Below are 19,180 nucleotides of genomic sequence, written 5' to 3'. Positions count from 1 at the left end.
CGGCTTGCTATTCACGCATTACTGAACGGTGATCGAGCCATGGGTGTTAGCCATACTGGTCTTGGTTTCGTCCGCCGGTCGTACGGAATACTTCACGGTGCCGATCCGGCTAAAACAGAGACCAGCGGTCTCATTGCTCGATAAGGTCGTGGAGTTGTCTACGCCCATTCCCATCGCCTTGGAAAATCCGTTCCGGCAGGAGACGTTGTGTTCCAGCGGTTCATCGATCGTCACGGTGACGGAGTCTTGTCTCTGATTGATCCATCGAACCTCGTCGCCCGCCCGTACCGTTAAGGCATCGGGGACGATCGTTTCCTTGATGACGATGTTCTTGACCATACCGGTCTTCGTGCCTGCCTCCATTTCTGAGCGGGTTTTCGACGCGGTCGGTGAGTTGGAGCAGGCAGCCAGTGAAACAAGCGCCAGTGCGAGCAGCGAATGCAGTGCGGTCTTCATCGATTTCCTCCTTGGTAAGATGAACATGGTGTTGCAGGAATGCCGTCCTTGCAGGATTTTGCAGCTCATCGCATTCGATACTCACAGTACCGAGGCCTGGTACGCGACCGTACTCGGGAGACCCCCAGTATGCGTGCGAGGCCTGACTGGTTATTGATGGAAAAGAACAGATGCAAGCGAGAGCTGCTTATGTACCGCCTTCAGGGGGTCGGCCAACGATGAAAAGGACGCATATGTGGGGGACGGTACGAACTGCGGCGCTCTGCCTGCTGTCGATGGTTGTTCTGCTGAGCGGTTGCGCGCTTACCTTTGGGTATCGGCATGTCGATTGGATGATCAGCTGGCAATTGGATCACTACTTGGATCTCACGGCAGGCCAGCGCCGGGATGTCACGGCCCGCTTAAAACCACTCCTCGCACGGCACAGGACCGAGGCGATCCCACAGTACGAACAATTCTTGAAAGAGTTGCAGCAACGGGTGAGCCGAGGGCTTACCCGTGAAGACCTGGAGTGGATGTACGCGTCCTACGACCGGTTTCGAGAGGATTTGTTCGAGCGAGCTGTGCCGGACGGCAGCGCATTATTAATGACCGTCAGCGAGCGGCAGGTTCGAAATCTGGAGGACGTGTTTCGTAAAGAGGAACACAAGTTCGTGCGCACGCTGCAAGGATCAACTTCAAAACGTCTCGAAGAGCGCACAAGGAAAATGCTGGCCATGGCCGAAGATTGGCTGGGCCCTTTGAGTGCCGATCAGGTGGCGCGACTCAGCCCATTCACGAAAGCCCTTCCCGACACCCAACCTGTGAGCTGGCATTATCGCCGGCAGCGCCAGCAGGAACTCTTGACGTTGCTTCGGCGTCCTGCATCGCTTGAAGACATGAGTCGGGAATTACGAATGATATTCGTCCAGGCGGACCAGACCGCGCCGGCCGGCTATCGTGAGCTGGTCGGCGAGTTACGGGCATCCCTGACAGTTCTGCTGTTGGAAACCGACCGCCTGCTGACCGCACAACAGAGGCGTAAGGCGGTAACGTCTATCCAACGTCTCATCGACGACCTGCACGGCCTGTCCCCCGGTTCGTGATCAGAACCCGACGACACCGAACAGCCACAGCACCAGAATCAAACTTATCGGCACTCCCAGAAGCCATAAAAGGATCGGCATGGTATCGTCTCCTCTTGCGATAATGGGTTAAAAAGGAAGGAAGCGGGGCTGTTCTCGTGTCGCCGATTTCCTTCCGTATCGTGGACATTAGCCAGGGATACATGTCCGCGGCTGTTTTTACCATGCCGCAGGACCGGGAACTTCGCTACTAGGCGATCCCCTGGCGGTGCGGGCGACAGTGTGCCAGGTCAAGAAGTATGTTCATCCCCGCCTGCTGGAACCGTGTACCGTTCTTCGATCGCGCTGCGGATCAGTTGCCGGCTCTCTTCTGCGGGCATATGAGCCTGCTGTTCCACGTCGTGTACGCGCTGCGCAAGCGCCTCATCCTTGATAACCTGCTTGATCCACGTCGAATAATCGTGAGAACGGAGGTGATGTATCCATGTCGCCTGGTCGACGCCCTCCCCGAGCTGCATAAAGAGCAGTAAATTGTGAGCCCGGAGATTGAGCTGTCCGGCCGGCCCTCGAAAGTAAAAACTTTGCTCCGGAGGCAATTCGCCTTCCGCGTATTTCCGTCGATGCCGGCGGCGTTCGATCGTGCTTGGTGCGATCTCAAGCACGAAAGGCGTCTCCCCGGAGGCGCGATTCCACATAATCGCTCGACCCGGTTGAAGCCGGGCGGCGGTTGCGGCCGGAGCCGGCTGTTGGATCGCAGCACAATATTGCTTCAACGTCTCGTCCGGCGATTTGCCCAGGGCGAACACAATATCCACGGTCTTGAGGATCGAATGTTCGATGTGGTCGGGATGAACGGTGACGTAAATCATGCCGGCTAAATCCTTCATCAGCCCCGGTGCCGTGGGGTTCCCATCGACGGGCAACAGATGATGCGTTTCATCGACCAGCATCCAATGGGGGCGACCCGATTTCGACCGGAGTTCCTGAAGTTTGGGCAACAGGGTGAGAAAAAATGAGGGCCGGTCCTGTAGAGGAAGTCCCACAAGGTTCACGACCACATGGTTGTTCGGATTGGCCAATGCCGTGAGAATTTCGGCGTGACTGGGACCATCCTGTGCAGTTCCGAGGACAATCGCCTGTGGAAAATTCTCGTAGTCCCCCTCCGGATCGATCACACACAATTGATAACCTCGTTCGCCAAGGCGCTCGAGTAGTCCCGTCGCCAGCGTAGACTTTCCGCTGCCGGACGTGCCGGCAAGCAAGAGGTTTTGTCGCGCCGGATGAAAGGTGATGTCGCCTCCGTTCTCCTGTGTGCCGAGCGCAATCCGATGTCGCGCTACCGATCGATCCGCTACCGCCAGATCGTTCTCGACCAGCTCATTGATCAACTCGATGACGCCGTGGCCATGATCGCCGACGGTGGTGCGATCTGCTGTTTCCTTCAACATCGGAACGGCATTCTCCACGGCCACGGCATATTCGGAGTATGTCAGCATGGCATGATCGTTTTCTCCGTCTCCGATCGCAGCAATGTTATGAGGGGACAATTCCAACTGCTTGAGCGCTGCGGTCAGCCCGGTGGCCTTATTGATGCCATCGGATAGCACCATCACTGCGCCCTTGTTGAAGATAATGCGCAGTTCGAGACCGAGATCACGAATGATGTCCAGGATGACCGTCTCATACGGTACCCGGGTCGCAACGATCGAATTCCCGAGGGTGAGATGCTCTACCTTGCGACGTTGGACTTCCTCCAGGAATGCCGATGGAGGAGGAGGGGCAAGCAGCGTGATTTCTTTGGTGGCCGGCCGGTAGAGGACGGCGCCATTTTCCGCCACGACACGTTCGCACAGAGATATCTGGGGAAAAATCTCTAAGATTTCCGGCAAGACCCGTCCGGTGACCAGAATGAGTTTTCGACCCGAGGCCACCAGGCGTTCAATGGCTTGGATGGTGTCCGTGTCGACAGTGCCTGCACTCGCCAATGTTCCATCATAGTCGGCGGCTAGCGCTAAGTAACGCATTCAGTTTCTTCTCCTCTGCCCACGAAGGATTCATCTGTTTGGCATGAGCCACACCCTAACCTGCGCCGACCCATTGTAAAGCTGGGAAGTGTCCTAGGGACGTTCCACGCCTGACCTGCTCCCATCCACGCCATAAGAATGTCGAAGGTGCGGGATATGATTTGTCGGTGCGAAACAGACTCTCGGCCACTACGCTGTCCTAGGTGTCTTCCTGCTTGAGCGGGGTGAGGTCGCTCGTCGCAGGACCATTGAGAACTTTTCCGAATTTGTCGAACCTTGAGCCGTGACAGGGACAGTCCCACGTATTTTCTGCATGGTTCCAGGCCACGATGCAGCCCAGATGCGGGCACACGGCCGAACATGTGTGAAGATCTCCCCGGGCATCGCGGTAGATCGCCATCTTTGTCAGCCCATCTCTCAGCACCGCTCCCTGTCCACGTGGAATCTGTGCCTCGGTTTCAACATCCCCTCCGGTTACCCAGTCGGTATATTGAGCTGCGACGTTCAGTGATTCGCGGATAAACTCGCCTGCGGCGTGCACCGGCCGGCGCGAAGGATCATACAGCGAGGACCAAGGCGACTCGCGTTTCATAATGAGATCGGTGATGAGCAGTCCGGCAATTGTGCCATGGGTCATGCCCATACCGGAGTCTCCGGTTGCGATGTAAAGATTGTCTGGGTCGCCCGGGTTCCGGCCGATGAAGGCTAGGCCATCCACCGACTCCATGACTTGTCCGGACCACCGAAATACGACGGCGTTCATCATGGGAAAATGCTCGCGCGCCCATGCCTCCAGGCGAGCATAGCGGGCTTCTCCGTCGTCGGCCTGTCCGGCCTTGTGGTCCTCGCCGCCCACGATGAGGACGGAATGCTCCCCCTCTCGAGCCGATACCTGCCGATGAATTCGCACATAATGATACGGGTCGAGCGTATCCCAAAATAATGCCGGTTCGATCGATCCGCTGGGTATGGTTGCTCCGATCACATAACTGATGTAGGCCGCTTGTTTGGTATGAATGGTCAGCAGATTGTTGATGGGTGTATTGGTGGCGATGACGACGGCATCTGCAGTCACCACGCTCCCTTGGCTCGTTTCCAGTTTGATCGGCGTATCGCTGTCGACGCTGGTAACATGGGCATTGCTGAAGACTCGCCCCCCGCCGGCTCGAATGGCCTTGAGCAGACCCGACACGTACTTCAACGGGTGAAATTGGGCCTGTCTGGGAAACCGCAGGCAGGGACCGGTCTCAAACATATTCCCCGGCAACCGGTCCAGTCGCTCGACACCCTCGACGCCGGCCCGTCTCGCGGCCTGCCATTCTTCCTCGATAAGGTGTCGGGCATCATCAGAAGGAGCGAAGAGATAACCGTCCAGCCTCGTAAAGTCGCACTCGATCCGTTCTTCGAATCGAACCTTGTCGATCCAATCAATAGCGGCCGTGTGGCTATGGGCCGCCAGTTGCGCGCCGGTCTTGCCATGGAGTCGTTCTATTTCCACGTAACGATCGTCGAGGGCGTTCGACAGGTGCGCCGTCGTCCGTTGAGTCATGCCTCCGCCAGGCTGTCCGGCGTCCAACAGGATGATGGATTTGCCCTCCTTCATCAGGCAGTAGGTCGTCGTGAGCCCGGCGATTCCAGCCCCTACAATGCACACGTCGGCGTGAGCTCCTGAGACTATCGGGGGCATGGCCGGGACGTCCTGTGACATCCAGATTGAAGCACTTTGTCCAGACTTGTCGTTCATTGTGATCTCCTAACGTAGAGGCCCATTGACGGGGTGGGTGGCGTATACATGTGACACTAGAGGAGAGAGCGGAAAATCCAGCTAGGCAGGGGCCTAGTTTTCGAGTGCCCGCTCTCGACGCAGGCGCGGCGGCTAGCCCGGATTATTCACGAATGCCGTCGCGAGGCGTTCGAGACGGGAGCCCGCCGGGGTTGCTCGCACGTAAGGCCGACGCAGGCGTACTGGCAGTCCGTCGAGGAGGCCGAACGAGAACAGCCTCGCCGGGCGAGAGGATCGGACGCCGGAGCAGGGATTCATGAATAGTCCGGGCTAGGGGTTATCCGAGTTGGCGACAGGAACCCGCATGGTATTTTGAGATCCCTGAAATCAGTGAGGGAATGATCGAGCAACGACCATGAGGATTTGTCCTTACGACTGTAGCCGCTGCATTGATCCATCCTGCCGGCGAGACGGCTGCCGACAGGTTAACGAAACGATGCCTGTGGTCTGTGAGGGCTGTGGCCAACCAGTGACCTGTGTCAATTGTCTGCACCTCTGCATGATCTGCGTCCTGACCTCAGAGCGGGGGTTTTCCCTGGTACCTCAAAAAAGGTGACGTCATGCCGCGATCGCTCTGGAAAGGATCCATCAGTTTTGGGCTCGTCAATATTCCTGTTGTGCTCTATTCGGCCGAAAACCGGAACAGTTTCGATCTGACGCTCCTCGACCGTCGCGACATGAAACCGGTCGGATTCAAGCGCTACAACAAGGAGACGGGCAAGGAAGTGGCGTGGGACCACATCGTCAAAGGGTATGAATATGACAAAAGCCGTTACGTCGTTCTGACGGACGAAGATTTTCGACGCGCGAATGTCGAGGCCACGCAGACCATCGATATCCTGAGCTTCGTGCGCGCGGAAGATATTTCGCCCACGTCCTTTGAGACGCCGTATTACCTGGCGCCTGATAAACGGGGAGAAAAGAGTTATGCGCTCCTGCGCGAAACGTTGACCAAGACAGGGAAGGTTGCCATTGCCACGGTTGTGATCAGGACGAGGCAATATATCGCCGCGCTGATTCCCTGGAGTGAGATGATGGTGTTGAACACGCTGCGCTATGCCAACGAACTTCGGCCGATCAAGGATCTCGAGATTCCGGCGAAGAGCTTAAAGGCGACAGGCGTGACGCCACGAGAGATAGAGATGGCGACCAAACTGGTGGAGGAAATGTCGGATAGCTGGAAGCCGGTTCAATACAAGGACACCTATCACGACGATCTCATGCGATTGATCAATAAGCGGATCAAGGCCGGAAAAACTGAAGTGGTGACAGCGCCGGACAAAGGCGAAGCCGGGGAAAAGCCTGGCCGTGCCAAAGTCGTGGATTTGATGGCACTCCTCAAGCGAAGCGTGCAACAGTCCGGACAACCAAAGCGGCATTTGCCGAAACGTGAGCGACAGGCCGGTCGCAAAACGGCATGAATCGACCAATGAAATCAGCCTGCGGCCTCAGAGCGATCCATCCGGAAATTGTTCACGCCTATTTGGACGGCACGTTACTGAAAAGCCTTGGCCCGAATATCCACAACGGAGTGCCTGGCTCGTCCCAGCAGCTCCCGAGGGAGGCGGCAGCGGTATTGCGATTTTTGCGCAACCGCATCCTGCTCTCAGTCGGGGCTGCCAAAGGAATCGCATCATGAGCGGGTCGGCTACCGTCGTGCCGGAGCAACCACATGGCAATCAAGCCCCGTCGGCCGGCCGTAAACGGCTTGGGGCTCAGGTCATCCAGGATGGCGTGCAATTCCGCTGTTGGGCACCCAAGCCTGCGCAGCTGGATGTCGTTCTCGAGCCCCATGGAACCGTTCATCCCCTCACAAGGGGAGCCGATGGATACTGGACCGGTGTCATCCCGGAGGCCAAGGCCGGCATGAGCTACCGCTATCGCTTGGATGGAAACAGCCTCTATCCGGATCCCTGTTCTCGATATCAACCGGATGGACCCCATGGGCCTTCGCTGATCGTCGACCCGGACACATTCGTTTGGAGGGATCGCGGGTGGCCAGGCCTGACGATGCATGGGCAGGTGATCTATGAGCTGCATATCGGCGCGTTTACCCCGGAAGGGACATTCGATGCAGCCGTCACGCGTCTCGATACCCTGAAGGATCTCGGCATCACCGTTATCGAGATCATGCCGGTGGCGGAGTTTCCCGGTCGATGGAATTGGGGCTATGACGGGGTCGGCCTCTATGCGCCTGCGCATGTGTACGGTGAGCCCGATGCCCTGAAACGGTTTGTGGACGAGGCGCATCTGCGAGGCCTGGGTGTGATTCTCGACGTTGTGTACAACCATTTGGGACCGGATGGAAACTATCTGCCTGCCTTCAGCGACGAATACCTCACCGATCGATATCCCAACGAATGGGGACAAGCGATCAATTTCGACGGACCCGGCTCCAAAGAGGTGCGGGAGTTTTTTATCCAGAATGCTTGTTACTGGATCGAAGAGTTTCATCTCGATGGCCTCAGGCTGGATGCCGTCCACGCATTTCATGATGAGGGGCCTCTGCACGTGATCGCAGAATTGTCTCAGGCAGCCAGGAAGGCGGCAGGAGCACGATCGATCATCCTGGTCGCCGAATGTGAGGCGCAGTGGGTCTGTACGATTCAACCGACGGACGGACAGGGATGGGGGCTCGATGCGGTCTGGAGTGAAGATTTTCACCACAGCGCGCGTGTAGCCGCCACGGGCCGAAGCGAAGGCTATTACACCGACTATCGGGGCGGGCCGCAGGAGCTGATTTCCTGTGTAAAGCGGGCGTTTCTTTACCAGGGACAACGCTATCAATGGCAAGATGGCCCGCGTGGAACGGCCGTTCGTGACGAGCCGGCGGAGCAGTTTGTATTTTTTCTTCAGAACCATGACCAGGTGGCCAATCAGTTGCGGGGAGACCGATTGCACCAGAAGACCGGTCCCGGTCTGCATCGCGCCTTGACGGCGCTCCTCCTGCTGGCTCCCGAAACACCGATGTTATTCATGGGGCAGGAGTTCGGGGCATCCGCTCCCTTTTTGTTCTTCGCCGACTTTCCACCTGGCGAATTGGCCCGGCAGATCCACCAAGGGAGAAAGCAGTTCCTCGCTCAGTTTCCGAGTTATGCCTCCGCGGGGGCTCAGGCGGCCGTCGCTGATCCTCGCGACCCTGCCGTGTTCCAGCGTTCCAAAATCGATTGGTCGGAGCGCGAGCGGCATGCCGGGTCCGTCCGATTGCATCGAGATCTGCTTCGCCTCCGGCGGGAAGATCCGGTCATCGCGCAACAGGCTCGTGACCGGCTGGATGGCGCCGTGATCGGACCGGCAGCGTTCGTCCTGCGGTATGCCGGTAAACAAGGCGATGATCGGCTGCTGCTCATCAATCTGGGGGCGGATTGCGACTATCGTCCCGCTCCTGAACCATTGCTTGCCCCGCCCGATGGGCGAACCTGGCACCTGCTCTGGTCGAGCGATGCGCCGGAATACGGAGGACCCGGAGTCATCGAGCCCTTGACCGAAACCGGATGGGTCATTCCTGGTGAATCGGCAGCGTTGTATTCCGCCAAGGTTAAGAACGGGAGGTCAGTCTTGGAGGAGCGAGGTCCGATAGGAACGGTATAACCATGGTGCAAGTCGATAATATGACTCTCTCTGTGCCGCTGGAGCAGCTTCAGGACAGCGATGCCTTGCTCTCCAGAGAATGGCTGGTGACGAATGGTCTCGGCGGCTATGCCTCCGGGACATTGCTCGGCGCCCCGACTCGCCGTTACCACGGGATGTTCGTGCCCGATCTTCCCTCGCCTTGGGGGCGGACAGTCATGATTCCCCGCCTGGACGAAGAAGTCGTGGTGGAGGGAGAGTCCGTGCTCCTCAGCGGCATCGAGTTTGAAGATGGGCGCTTGGAGAGCGACCTGACAAAGGTGATCAGTGCGTTCACCCGTGAGTGGCAAACTCCTGTCTGGCGCTGCTCATTCAAGGGCAGGCAGCTGGAAAAGCGCGTCATCATGCCGTACGGTCACAACTCGGTCTATGTGGAATACCGGTTGCTGGAGGGTGATTCGGTCCGGTTGCATCTCCGCCCGTTCGTGACCTTTCGCATGCTGGATGCGCCGCTCCATGACGCGAGGAAGCCTCCCTTTCCGCTCACGGTGCTCGACGGGCGTTACGAAATGTCTCTGTGCGAAAATGCCCCGTCGCTCAAAATGTGCCTGCGGCCTCACGCTGGAGTCTTTGTGGCCGACCCGCTGTTGAGTCCAGGTGTGTCCTATCGAGTGGACCGCGATCGCGGGGCTGAACATGTCGAAAGCCTCGCAAGTCCCGGCTACTTCAGCGCGGACCTGATGCCGGGTCTGCCCATCGCGTTTGTGTCCAGCACGGAGCCGTGGGAACACCTCGAGTTCACTCCCGAAGCGATTTTTGACGCGGAAGCGCAACGGCTCAATAAGTTGGTGGCACAGCTGCCGGATGCAAGTCAGCATGATATTGAACGATGGCTGACGCTTGCGGCAGACCAGTTTATCGTCCTCCCGGGTTCGCGCATGGAAGAGCAAGCGCTTGCACGAGCGTCAGGCGATGAAGCGCGAACGGTGATCGCCGGCTATCATTGGTTCACCGACTGGGGACGCGACACGATGATCAGTTTAGACGGACTCACGCTCTGTACCGGCCGATACCGAGAAGCGCGGTCGATTCTTCGCACCTTCGCCAACTATATGCAGGACGGACTCCTGCCCAATTTGTTCCCTGAGGGACAGCGGAAGGCGCTCTACCATACGGTGGATGCGACGCTCTGGTATTTTCACGCGCTGGACCGGTATCACCGGGTGACCGGCGACAGCGAGACTCTGCTGGCCCTGCGGACCGTTTTGAAATCCGTCATCGAACATCATCACAACGGCACCCATTTCGGTATCGGCGTGGATCGGCACGATGGGCTCTTGCGGGCGGGCGCGGAGGGATATCAGCTCACCTGGATGGATGCGAAGGTGGACGGGTGGGTCGTGACCCCTCGGCGCGGCAAGCCGGTCGAAATTCAAGCTCTTTGGTATAACGCGCTCCGGTGCATGGTGGAGTGGGGGGAGATGGCCGGGGAGGAGACGAGCGAGTGGGCGCTGATGGCGACCAGGGCGCGGCAATCGTTCAATGAGAGGTTCTGGCGCCAGGAGGGTGGCTATTTGCTCGATGTCATCGACGGCGAGCAGGGCGATGATCCCAGTTTTCGCCCGAATCAGATTCTCGCGATTGCCCTACAGCACCCGATCCTCGACGAATCGCGATGGCGCTCGGTAGTGGATGCCGTCGAACACAAGTTGCTGACGCCGGTCGGGCTGCGCAGTCTCTCGCGCGACCATCGCGACTACAAGCCGATCTACTTCGGAGACCTTCGCGCCAGAGATGCCGCCTATCATCAGGGAACGGTCTGGGCGTGGCTGATCGGACCCTTTATCGACGCCTGGTTGAAGGTCTACAAGGATGCGCCGAAGTCACGAGAGATGTTGGAAGGTTTTCACTCCCATTTGCTGGAGAACGGCATCGGCACGGTGAGCGAGATTTTCGATGCGGAACCTCCCTACCATCCACGCGGGTGCATCGCCCAAGCCTGGAGCGTCGCAGAGCTTTTGCGGGTCTGCAGAAAAACGAAACAGGCCCTGGAGCCTCAATGAACACCTGGATCTCCCGTGGGCCGGGCCGACACCTGCCCCATGTGCGCATCGGCACATCGGGATGGCACTATCAACATCGGCGCGGACCCTACTATCGCCCGCGAGGCAACGGAATGACCTCACTCTTTTCATCTTGCCATCCAGGCGTTTCTCATGCGATGAGCCCTTCGTCGTCGTTCGTTCATGCTTGGACCCGATTTGAAGAGAGCCTCCGTTTCTCCGGCCCGTCCCGTTTCGCACCTCATGCACCTCTGAAGTCGGATAGGAAAAACGCCGCGGCTAGGATAAACGCCAGCTACCACTTGCTGTTCCGTACCGGTACAGTCGGCTTCTGCGCCTGTCTCGATTGAGCTCAAGCCCGATAAATCCAGAGAGACCACGATCTATGACGCGGTTAGGCAATATAGTGGCGGTGAGCTTTTTGTGGTTTGCGGCGGGCATGCTACACCCTCATTCGGCTTTCGCAGAATGGTATGTGGCGGGCCAGTTCGGCGCGAACCTGGCCGACCGGCTCAGCGACATTCGCGGGACCGGCGATCTAAGCGGATTTCGTGCGCCGGATTTCGATCTTCAGAATTCGTTTCTCTACGGGGGAAAAGTGGGGACGTTTCCCGGTAACGGCTGGTTCGGAGTGGAACTCGACGCCTTCCATAGCACGCCGCACATCAAGAATCTGGATGATGTGCCCGGAATTCATATGCGGGTCACGAATGTGGGGGTGAATTTGCTGGTGCGTTACCCAGGGGTGACGTTTCAGCCCTATGCTGGGATCGGCGCCGGCGCGGCGATTGCGCGCATCGGAGATTCGGCGACGACGCGTGGGAATACCGACGTGTCTTCGGCGGTGAACGTGCTGCTGGGAATGAGAGCCTTCATCACCCCTTACGTGGCGGTGTATACCGAGTACAAATATAATCAGTCCACCTTCGAGTTCAACCAGGCATTCGGACCGGCGGGTGGGTTTAACGGAGATTATGATGCGCACATCCTGGTCACCGGCCTGTCCTACCATTTCTAGAAACCGACCGGTCTGGCCGCATCTTCTGGCCGGCGTGGCGGCTATGCTGTTATCGCTCGCGACCGGCTGTGCCCAAAGCGCTCACCAATCAGGCCGAGATCTGCTCGATCGAATCTTGCCGGACCACGTGCAGCAACAAGTCGACCCGTCAGTCTCGTTCGCCGCATTGAAAGCCAATCCATCCGCCTATCAAGGCAATACCATCATGGTCAGCGGCATCGTGCTCAAGAGCAGGCGAGTGAAGGATCGCACCGAGATTGAGGTACTGCAAATTCCTACCGGCTCCGGCGCGGTGCCGACCAACGATCGCACGAGGTCCCAGGGCCGATTTCTGGCGGTCAAGAGCGGAGAGTTTTTGGATCCTGCGGTCGTCGATGCCGGCACACCGGTGACGATCGTCGGTGAGGTGGGACCTGCCGTGACGCGAGCGATGGATGAAGGGGAGTACACCTATCCGGTGCTTGAGATCAAACATCTGGTGGATTGGGATGAAGTCAATCCACAAATACGGTCCGCACCCTACGCCTATCCCTATGGGCGCTCCATGTATGCCTACCCCTATTCCTACTGGGGGCCATACGGAGGATTGGGAGGTTGGTATGGCGGTTATCCTGGGTACGGATATGGGTATCCCTACTATGGACCGTTCTACGGGATCGGCAGCGGTTCATCCGCCCCCAGCGGGCCACCACCCGCATCTGCGCCGCCACAGTTCAAGAAATGAGCTGGAGGGGCCGTCATCAGGCGGAGGAATCCCATGGGGCTTCAGCAATATTGGAAGAAGCGAAACTTCCAGAGGACGCCGGAGCCTCGGGGTAAGAACGTCCCGCCTGACGGTCGACTGCGGTTCGTCATCCAAAAGCATGCCGCTTCCCGTCTCCACTATGATTTTCGTCTCGAACTGAATGGCACACTGAAAAGTTGGGCGGTTCCGAAAGGGCCGAGTCTGGATCCGGCGCAAAAGCGCCTGGCTGTGCATGTGGAGGATCATCCGCTGGAGTATGCCGGGTTCGAGGGGGTCATTCCCGAGAAACAGTATGGTGGCGGCACGGTGCTGCTTTGGGACCGGGGCTACTGGGAGCCGATCGGTGACCCCGGTTCCAGTTATCGCCGTGGACGCCTCACGTTCAGCCTGCACGGGGAAAAGTTGCATGGCATCTGGAATCTGGTGCGCATGGGTGGTCGAAAGGAAGGGGGTAAGGAAAATTGGCTCCTCATCAAAGAGGATGATGAAGAGGCGCAGCGCGGGAAAGGGGGCGACATTACGCAGACCCTGGGGGAGAGTGTGGCGAGCGGAAGAAATCTGGAGCAGATTGCCGCCGGAGGACATGCCGTGTGGCAGTCGAAGCGACCATCGGGGAAAAGGAGTCCCGCCGGGTCCGTGCATCGTCCTATCAAAAGAGCTCCTGCTCCGGGAGCTCGAAAAGCCTCGCTAGCGCGATGGATGGCTCCGCAGCTGGCGACGCTGGTCTCGACTTCTCCTGAAGGGCCGGAATGGGTGCACGAACTCAAGTATGACGGCTATCGAATGCTCTGTCGGGTGAAAGACGGCACAGCAACCTTGTTGACCAGAAACGGCCATGACTGGACCGCAAAGCTGCCCCATGTCGCTGCAGCGGCGGTAGACCTCCGGGTCAACAGCGCCTGGCTTGACGGTGAAGTAGTCGCGTTGCTTCCGGATGGGCGGGTCAGCTTTCAATGGTTACAAAATGCCTTCGAGGCGCATACCGACAGTCACCTGGTCTATGTCGTCTTCGATCTGCTCTATCTCGATGGGTACGATCTGCGGCCGATCCCCCTGATTGAGCGCAAACGTCTCCTGTCAGCTCTCCTTCAAGATAACTCACAGTCCACGCTGATTCGATATAGCGCCCACATCGCCGGGCAGGGCGAGGTGGCCTTTGCCGAGGCCTGTCGAAGCGGTATGGAGGGACTGATTGCCAAACGCGCCGACGCCTCCTATCTCGCAGGGCGAAATCGCAATTGGGTGAAGGTCAAATGTGGCCGGCGGCAGGAATTCGTCATCGGCGGATTCACCGATCCCTCCGGATCGCGGACCGTGTTCGGTGCGTTGCTGCTGGGTGTGTTCGATGAGAATGGTCGATTGCGATATGCCGGACGAACCGGGACGGGCTTTTCAAACCGTTCCCTTGCGGAACTGCACGCTCGCTTGAAACGATTACAACGAACGAAATCACCTTTCGTGAATCCACCGGGCGGGAGTCAGGCTGCGGGAGTGCATTGGGTGAAGCCGACGCTGGTCGCCGAAGTCGCATTTGCCGAGTGGACCAATGAAGGTCAATTGCGGCACGCCTCCTTCCAAGGCTTGCGTGAGGACAAAGACGCTGGTTCCGTCGTTGCCGAGCGCACATCGGAGAACGCTTCGAGTGAGAAGCCCGGACAACCGAACGATCGCACGAAGAGAACTGGGCGAAAGAACCGCGCCGCTCAAGGGGATTCAAAAAGGGCTTCATCTGCTCAAGCGACCGTGGTCGGGGGAGTAACCCTGAGTCATCCGGACCGCGTGCTGTTTCCGGAGCAAGCCGTCACCAAGCTGGCGCTCGCCAGGTACTATGAGGCCGTCCGCGATTGGATCCTTCCGCACGTGAAGGACCGTCCGTTGACGCTCGTGCGTTGTCCTGAAGGGTATCAAAAAGATTGTTTTTATCAGAAACATGCGAATGATCAGATGCCTGATGTGATCGGAAGAGTGGAGGTTCCTGCAGATCAAGGGAGTGCCTGCTATACGATCGCCCACTCGCTCGAGGCGTTGCTGGGACTGGTTCAGATCGGTGTGCTGGAGATTCATACCTGGGGGGCGAAGCGGGATAAACTGGATCGTCCCGACCGGATGATCCTCGACCTGGATCCTGGTCCCGCTGTGGACTGGTCGTCCGTCATCGAAGGAGCCCAACTACTTCGTACGTTGTTGCGCGAATTGAATCTGACCTCCTTCGTCAAAACCACGGGCGGGAAAGGTCTGCATGTCGTCGTGCCGTTGCAGCGCGTGCACACCTGGGATGAGGTCAAGACGTTCTCAAAATCTCTCGCGGAACATCTCGAACGCCTGATTCCCGAACGGTTCGTGGCCACCATGTCGAAGGCCAAGCGCCAGGGAAAGATCTATGTCGATTACCTGCGCAATGCGCAGGGCGCGACGGCCGTGGCCGCTTATTCCACGCGCGCCAGGCCGGGCGCGCCGGTGTCAGTGCCGCTGGCATGGGACGAACTCTCGATCGACCTGCGGTCCGACAGTTTCACGCTCGTCAATCTGCCGGATCGACTCCGCCGACTGTCCAAAGACCCGTGGGCAGAGTACGGTGCGACGAAACAACGACTCACGAAAACAATGCGGCTTAGACTCACCTAGTGCATGAGGATCGTGGCCAGGGTGCTTTCAACCGGGACCTGGGGGGAGTGCTAGTGGAGTGATTCAGGGCAGACTGATATTGGTGAGCATGACAAACGGTGGGAGCGCCCGCCGATCCCGTCAATGATCACAATGAAAGGAGAGCCGTATGAACTCCACCAGCATGACCATCCCACTCATCAATAGAAGCAGGCAGACCGCCGAATCTGTCCGAGGTTCATCGTCCTGCTGCGAACGGTGCGGAGGCTTGATGATCGGCGAGCGTTGTATGGACATCGGCGAGAGTCTCGGCGGCTACTGGTTCTGGGCCATGCGTTGCATTCAATGCGGCGACATCGTCGACGAGGTGATCCTGCGAAACCGACACCTGCCGCAGGAAAGGCCGCAGGAAGTGGTACGAGCGGCGTGAGGATAAAAACGGAGCGAGCGGGACGGTAACAGCGAATCAGGCGGGGAACGCCATCGTGCTGAACAATGCGTTCTCTGCCTGGCGTGAGTCGAGCCGGGTATGCTGGACGACGATGCGCACATTCGACTCAATGACGCTGGCATAATCCGTATCCGTTGGAATGGGTGCGGGGTCTTTCAGATCGTTGAATCGAACGTGTCTGGTGCGTCGGGCAGGAACCGCGACCAGATAGGGACCAACCGGTTCCCGGTCCGCGTAGAAGATCGTGATCCGGACGTCGGCGTGCTGGTCGGACGTGTTGAGAATGCAGACCGTTTCATGACTCGTCATCTGCGGCGCCGGCCCATGACTCCCGGCGGGCAGGTATCCTTCTGCAATTGCCCATCGTCTGCGACCGATTGCTTCCATCTCGATCCTCCTTGCTAGCCCGCTCCGTCGCCGTGGGTATTGTTAGACCACTTCCCTGATTTTCCCGGTCACCAGGGTCTTGATAATCTCCCAGCGGTCGTCCTGCCCACGGGCTAACGCCTTGGCAAACTGCCAGGCCTGGTCGGTGGTGATTTTTCCCGGTAGCGGCGCTTCCAGTGGGTCGATCACCGCTTCCACGACGACCGGGCCCGGTGTCGAAAACGCCTGTCGCAGCACGTCCTGAACCTGGCGGGGATCTTCGACCGTGAAGCCGGTTGCGCCACAAGCCCTCGCAAAGCCGGCAAAGTCGATCGGCTGCAGGTCGACCCCGTATTGCGGGTTTCCCTCAAACGCCAGCTGTTCCCATTTGATCATGCCCAGTACATTGTTCTTCAGGACGATAATTTTGACCGGCAGCGCGTATTTCACCAGCGTCGCCAGTTCGCCCATCAACATGGTGAATCCCCCGTCGCCCGCGATGCAGACGATTTGTCTCCCGGGGTGTGCGATGCCGGCTCCCAAACTGTAAGGCAGTCCGTTGCCCATCGTGGCCAGTGTCCCGGAGGCCGAAAACTCCATTTGGTCTTTCATCTTGATGTGTCGCGCGACCCAGGTGGTGACGGTGCCGGTATCACAACAGACGATGGCGTCGTCGGCAAGGAACTCGTTGACGGCGCGAACCACGACCTGAGGCTTCAATGGCATGTCCATGCGGCTGCCTCGCTCCTCCATCAACGTGTTCCATTGCGCCATCCGCCCCTGAGCGTCCGTCAAGAATGTGCGGTCGGATCTGTGCGTCACGAGTGGAAGCAGTGCGCGGAGGACATCCCAGCAATGTCCGACCAATCCCACCTCCACCGGATATCGAAGGCCGATGCGGCTCGCATCGAGGTCGATTTGAACGGCCCTGGCTTGACCGGGTTTCGGATAAAACTCCAGATAAGGGAAACTGCTGCCGGCGATGATCAGGGTGTCGCACGTTTCGAGGACTTCCTGTGAGGGCGCGGTGCCGAGCAGGCCGATTCCTCCGGTGGTCAAGGGATGATCGTCCGGCACGACGGCTTTCCCCAGCAGCGGCTTCACAATCGGTGCCCCGAGTAGCTCTGCGAGTTCGAGAATTTCAGATTTCGCACCCAGGCTGCCGCGTCCTGCCAGGATGGCGGGCTTCGACCCGGCATTGATGACGGCGGCGGCCCGCTCAATCAGCGATTGCGAGGGGAGCGGCAAGGGATCGCTGTAACGATCTCCGCTGTGTCCCGGGATGTTGGCCTTGGAGCCCTCCTCTTGTGCGCTCCAATCCTGAATATCTTTCGGAATAGTGATGTGCGCCACGGTGCGACGGGAGATGGCGGTCTTGATGGCCTCATCGACGACGTTGCGGACATGCGTTGGCCCCATGACCCGTTCGCTATACAGGGCGACATCGCTGAACAGTTTGTCCAGGCTCACGTCCTGTTGATAGTGCGTCCCGATCAAGTCGTGGAAGGTGTGCCCGGTAATCGCCAACACCGGTTGACCGTCGCTCTTCGCGTCATACAATCCATTCAGCAAGTGAATGCCGCCCGGACCCGACGTGGCCAGACAGACGCCTAATCGGCGTGTGAACTTGGCATATCCGCAGGCAGCCAGGGCGGCCGACTCTTCATGGCGCACCTGGACGAGTCTGATGCGATCGTGCCGGGTGCGGAGGGCTTCATAGATGCCGTTGATCCCGTCACCGGGCAGGCTGAAGACCGTGTCGACTCCCCAGGCGATCAAACGGTCGATTAACAGGTCCGCGACGGTGCTGCTCATCATCTCGCCCTCCTCTGTTCGTCGAGCGGCCCGGATAAAATGGCCGTGCGGGCCAGCCGCGGAAGAACCAGTTCCTGCGCCAGGATCTTCAAGCAGGCCGCTATGGGAATGGCGAGCAGCAGTCCGTAGAAGCCGCCCAAGGCCCCGCCGATGAAGACCACGATCAAGACCGTGACGGCATTCATGTCCATCGACTGACTTTGTACCCAGGGGGTGAGGAGCCAGCTCTCGATGAACTGCACCAGGAGGTAGGCGAGAGAAGGCCAGATGACGATCGTCATCAGATCGAATCCGCCCGCATTGGACGAGAGGACGTCCAGGTATTTCAGGGCAATGGCAAGCGGCCAGCCGATCAGTGAGGCATAGGGAATGATCGTCAAGATGCCCGTGATCAAACCGAGAAGAAACCAATAGCGTATACCGGTGAAGGCCCAGGCGAGTGAGTACAGGACTGCCGACCCGAGGGCGATCGCCAGGCGGCCGCGAAAGAATCCGCTGACCGCATCATCCATGCGTCGCACGATGTGACGCACTCGTGATCGATAGGTCGTCGGGATGTATCGTTTGATTTGATCAAGCGTGCCGTCGAAGTGCCAGGCAAAGAAAAAGAAATAAATCGGGATCAGGATGAATGCCAGGACGACGTCGGTTGTGGTGCCGATAACGGTCCCCAGCACACCAAAGGCCTGGCCGGTTCCGGAGAAGACCGGTCTCAGGATTGAAAGTGGATCGTCCTTGAGGCTCGTGGCAAGCCCCGAGAGGTGCTCAGAGAAGTCACCCAGGCGGACATGGTAGCGCTGGGCAATGCTTTGGATATACGACGGGACCCGTTCGGCAAACGACTGCACCTGCTCCGCCAGGAGCGGGCCCAGCCATGTGATCAGTCCGAGGATCACCACGGCTGAAACGAAAAGAATGCAGGAAATCGTGACGGGGCGGGGAATGTGCCAGCGGTCTTTCGCTCGCCTGATCAGCGGGTTGAAGAGGTATGCCAACAACAGGGCGATGATGACCGGCGTAAACACGCCGCGCAGATAGTAGCCGAACCAGAGGCAGAACAGAATCCCACCCAACCACATCATGTCTTTGATCGGTGTGATCTGCCACAAATGCCGATCCGCAGGAGCAGGGGAGACCTGTTCTCCCGGTGGCAAAGGCACCTCTTGTTTTATCAGCGGGTCAGGATAGACGGGCGTCATAGAACATCGTGTCCATAATGTG

At 58.5% G+C, this 19,180-nt stretch carries 14 protein-coding genes; 8 read left to right on the top strand and 6 right to left on the bottom strand.

The window, feature by feature from the left end; all coding sequences use genetic code 11:
* Positions 1 to 18: 18 nt before the first annotated feature.
* Complete coding sequence (locus NSND_RS05030) at positions 19 to 456, bottom strand: cupredoxin domain-containing protein (protein ID WP_080877949.1); 438 nt, start codon at positions 454 to 456, stop codon at positions 19 to 21.
* Positions 457 to 674: 218 nt separating this feature from the next.
* Here NSND_RS05030 and NSND_RS05025 point away from each other — a divergent pair, with 218 nt between their 5' ends.
* The gene (locus tag NSND_RS05025; RefSeq protein WP_143833414.1) at positions 675 to 1,541 is read left to right on the top strand and encodes a DUF6279 family lipoprotein; all 867 of its coding nucleotides are present in this window, start codon (positions 675 to 677) and stop codon (positions 1,539 to 1,541) included.
* Between the two features lie 269 nt (positions 1,542 to 1,810).
* On the opposite strand, the gene NSND_RS05020 is transcribed toward NSND_RS05025, so the two are convergent.
* A complete protein-coding gene (locus NSND_RS05020; RefSeq protein ID WP_080877947.1) occupies positions 1,811 to 3,544 on the bottom strand; it encodes an HAD family hydrolase in 1,734 nt (577 codons plus the stop codon).
* 199 nt (positions 3,545 to 3,743) lie between these two features.
* Positions 3,744 to 5,198: an FAD-dependent oxidoreductase gene (locus tag NSND_RS05015; RefSeq protein ID WP_200810503.1), complete on the bottom strand. Its 1,455-nt coding sequence runs from the start codon at positions 5,196 to 5,198 to the stop codon at positions 3,744 to 3,746.
* A gap of 689 nt (positions 5,199 to 5,887) precedes the next feature.
* Here NSND_RS05015 and NSND_RS05010 point away from each other — a divergent pair.
* From NSND_RS05010 to NSND_RS21625, 7 genes are all read left to right on the top strand, one after another.
* Positions 5,888 to 6,748: a non-homologous end joining protein Ku gene (locus tag NSND_RS05010; RefSeq protein ID WP_080877945.1), complete on the top strand. Its 861-nt coding sequence runs from the start codon at positions 5,888 to 5,890 to the stop codon at positions 6,746 to 6,748.
* A 214-nt stretch (positions 6,749 to 6,962) separates the two neighbouring features.
* Positions 6,963 to 8,918, top strand: a complete 1,956-nt coding sequence (gene treZ, locus NSND_RS05000) for a malto-oligosyltrehalose trehalohydrolase (RefSeq protein ID WP_080877943.1) — start codon at positions 6,963 to 6,965, stop codon at positions 8,916 to 8,918.
* 2 nt (positions 8,919 to 8,920) lie between these two features.
* Positions 8,921 to 10,960, top strand: a complete 2,040-nt coding sequence (locus NSND_RS04995; RefSeq protein ID WP_080877942.1) for an amylo-alpha-1,6-glucosidase — start codon at positions 8,921 to 8,923, stop codon at positions 10,958 to 10,960.
* 385 nt (positions 10,961 to 11,345) lie between these two features.
* A complete protein-coding gene (locus NSND_RS04990) occupies positions 11,346 to 11,978 on the top strand; it encodes an outer membrane protein (protein ID WP_080877941.1) in 633 nt (210 codons plus the stop codon).
* Entirely contained in the window at positions 11,935 to 12,702 is a 768-nt protein-coding gene (locus tag NSND_RS04985) for a Slp family lipoprotein (RefSeq protein WP_080877940.1), read from the top strand. Before NSND_RS04990 ends, NSND_RS04985 begins: the two co-directional genes overlap by 44 nt.
* A gap of 33 nt (positions 12,703 to 12,735) precedes the next feature.
* Positions 12,736 to 15,348, top strand: a complete 2,613-nt coding sequence (ligD, locus tag NSND_RS04980) for a DNA ligase D (protein ID WP_080877939.1) — start codon at positions 12,736 to 12,738, stop codon at positions 15,346 to 15,348.
* A gap of 148 nt (positions 15,349 to 15,496) precedes the next feature.
* Positions 15,497 to 15,757, top strand: coding sequence for a hypothetical protein (locus tag NSND_RS21625; protein ID WP_080877938.1), 261 nt, complete (start codon positions 15,497 to 15,499; stop codon positions 15,755 to 15,757).
* A gap of 36 nt (positions 15,758 to 15,793) precedes the next feature.
* Here NSND_RS21625 and NSND_RS04970 read toward each other — a convergent pair whose 3' ends face one another.
* From NSND_RS04970 to NSND_RS04960, 3 genes are read right to left on the bottom strand one after another with little or no spacing between them, the layout of a single operon-like run.
* On the bottom strand, positions 15,794 to 16,165 hold the full coding sequence (locus tag NSND_RS04970; protein ID WP_080877937.1) for a sensory rhodopsin transducer: 372 nt from the start codon (positions 16,163 to 16,165) through the stop codon (positions 15,794 to 15,796).
* Between the two features lie 42 nt (positions 16,166 to 16,207).
* The gene (locus NSND_RS04965; protein ID WP_200810502.1) at positions 16,208 to 17,962 is read right to left on the bottom strand and encodes a thiamine pyrophosphate-dependent enzyme; all 1,755 of its coding nucleotides are present in this window, start codon (positions 17,960 to 17,962) and stop codon (positions 16,208 to 16,210) included.
* Positions 17,959 to 19,158, bottom strand: coding sequence for an AI-2E family transporter (locus tag NSND_RS04960; RefSeq protein ID WP_080877936.1), 1,200 nt, complete (start codon positions 19,156 to 19,158; stop codon positions 17,959 to 17,961). The genes NSND_RS04965 and NSND_RS04960 overlap by 4 nt, the downstream gene beginning before the upstream one ends.
* Positions 19,159 to 19,180: the final 22 nt, after the last annotated feature.

Source organism: Nitrospira sp. ND1, assembly GCF_900170025.1.
Taxonomy (GTDB): domain Bacteria; phylum Nitrospirota; class Nitrospiria; order Nitrospirales; family Nitrospiraceae; genus Nitrospira_A.
Note: the sequence above shows the minus strand (reverse complement) of the source record. Positions and strands in the feature narration are given on the sequence as shown.

Excerpts from the sequence above, each read along its gene's own strand:
- NSND_RS05030 (WP_080877949.1), bottom strand. The coding sequence starts at position 456 with ATGAAGACCGCACTGCATTCGCTGCTCGCACTGGCGCTTGTTTCACTG.
- NSND_RS05025 (WP_143833414.1), top strand. The coding sequence starts at position 675 with ATGAAAAGGACGCATATGTGGGGGACGGTACGAACTGCGGCGCTCTGC.
- NSND_RS05020 (WP_080877947.1), bottom strand. The coding sequence starts at position 3,544 with ATGCGTTACTTAGCGCTAGCCGCCGACTATGATGGAACATTGGCGAGT.
- NSND_RS05010 (WP_080877945.1), top strand. The coding sequence starts at position 5,888 with ATGCCGCGATCGCTCTGGAAAGGATCCATCAGTTTTGGGCTCGTCAAT.
- treZ (WP_080877943.1), top strand. The coding sequence starts at position 6,963 with ATGAGCGGGTCGGCTACCGTCGTGCCGGAGCAACCACATGGCAATCAA.
- NSND_RS04995 (WP_080877942.1), top strand. The coding sequence starts at position 8,921 with ATGGTGCAAGTCGATAATATGACTCTCTCTGTGCCGCTGGAGCAGCTT.
- NSND_RS04990 (WP_080877941.1), top strand. The coding sequence starts at position 11,346 with ATGACGCGGTTAGGCAATATAGTGGCGGTGAGCTTTTTGTGGTTTGCG.
- NSND_RS04985 (WP_080877940.1), top strand. The coding sequence starts at position 11,935 with ATGATGCGCACATCCTGGTCACCGGCCTGTCCTACCATTTCTAGAAAC.
- ligD (WP_080877939.1), top strand. The coding sequence starts at position 12,736 with ATGGGGCTTCAGCAATATTGGAAGAAGCGAAACTTCCAGAGGACGCCG.
- NSND_RS21625 (WP_080877938.1), top strand. The coding sequence starts at position 15,497 with ATGAACTCCACCAGCATGACCATCCCACTCATCAATAGAAGCAGGCAG.
- NSND_RS04970 (WP_080877937.1), bottom strand. The coding sequence starts at position 16,165 with ATGGAAGCAATCGGTCGCAGACGATGGGCAATTGCAGAAGGATACCTG.
- NSND_RS04965 (WP_200810502.1), bottom strand. The coding sequence starts at position 17,962 with ATGATGAGCAGCACCGTCGCGGACCTGTTAATCGACCGTTTGATCGCC.
- NSND_RS04960 (WP_080877936.1), bottom strand. The coding sequence starts at position 19,158 with ATGACGCCCGTCTATCCTGACCCGCTGATAAAACAAGAGGTGCCTTTG.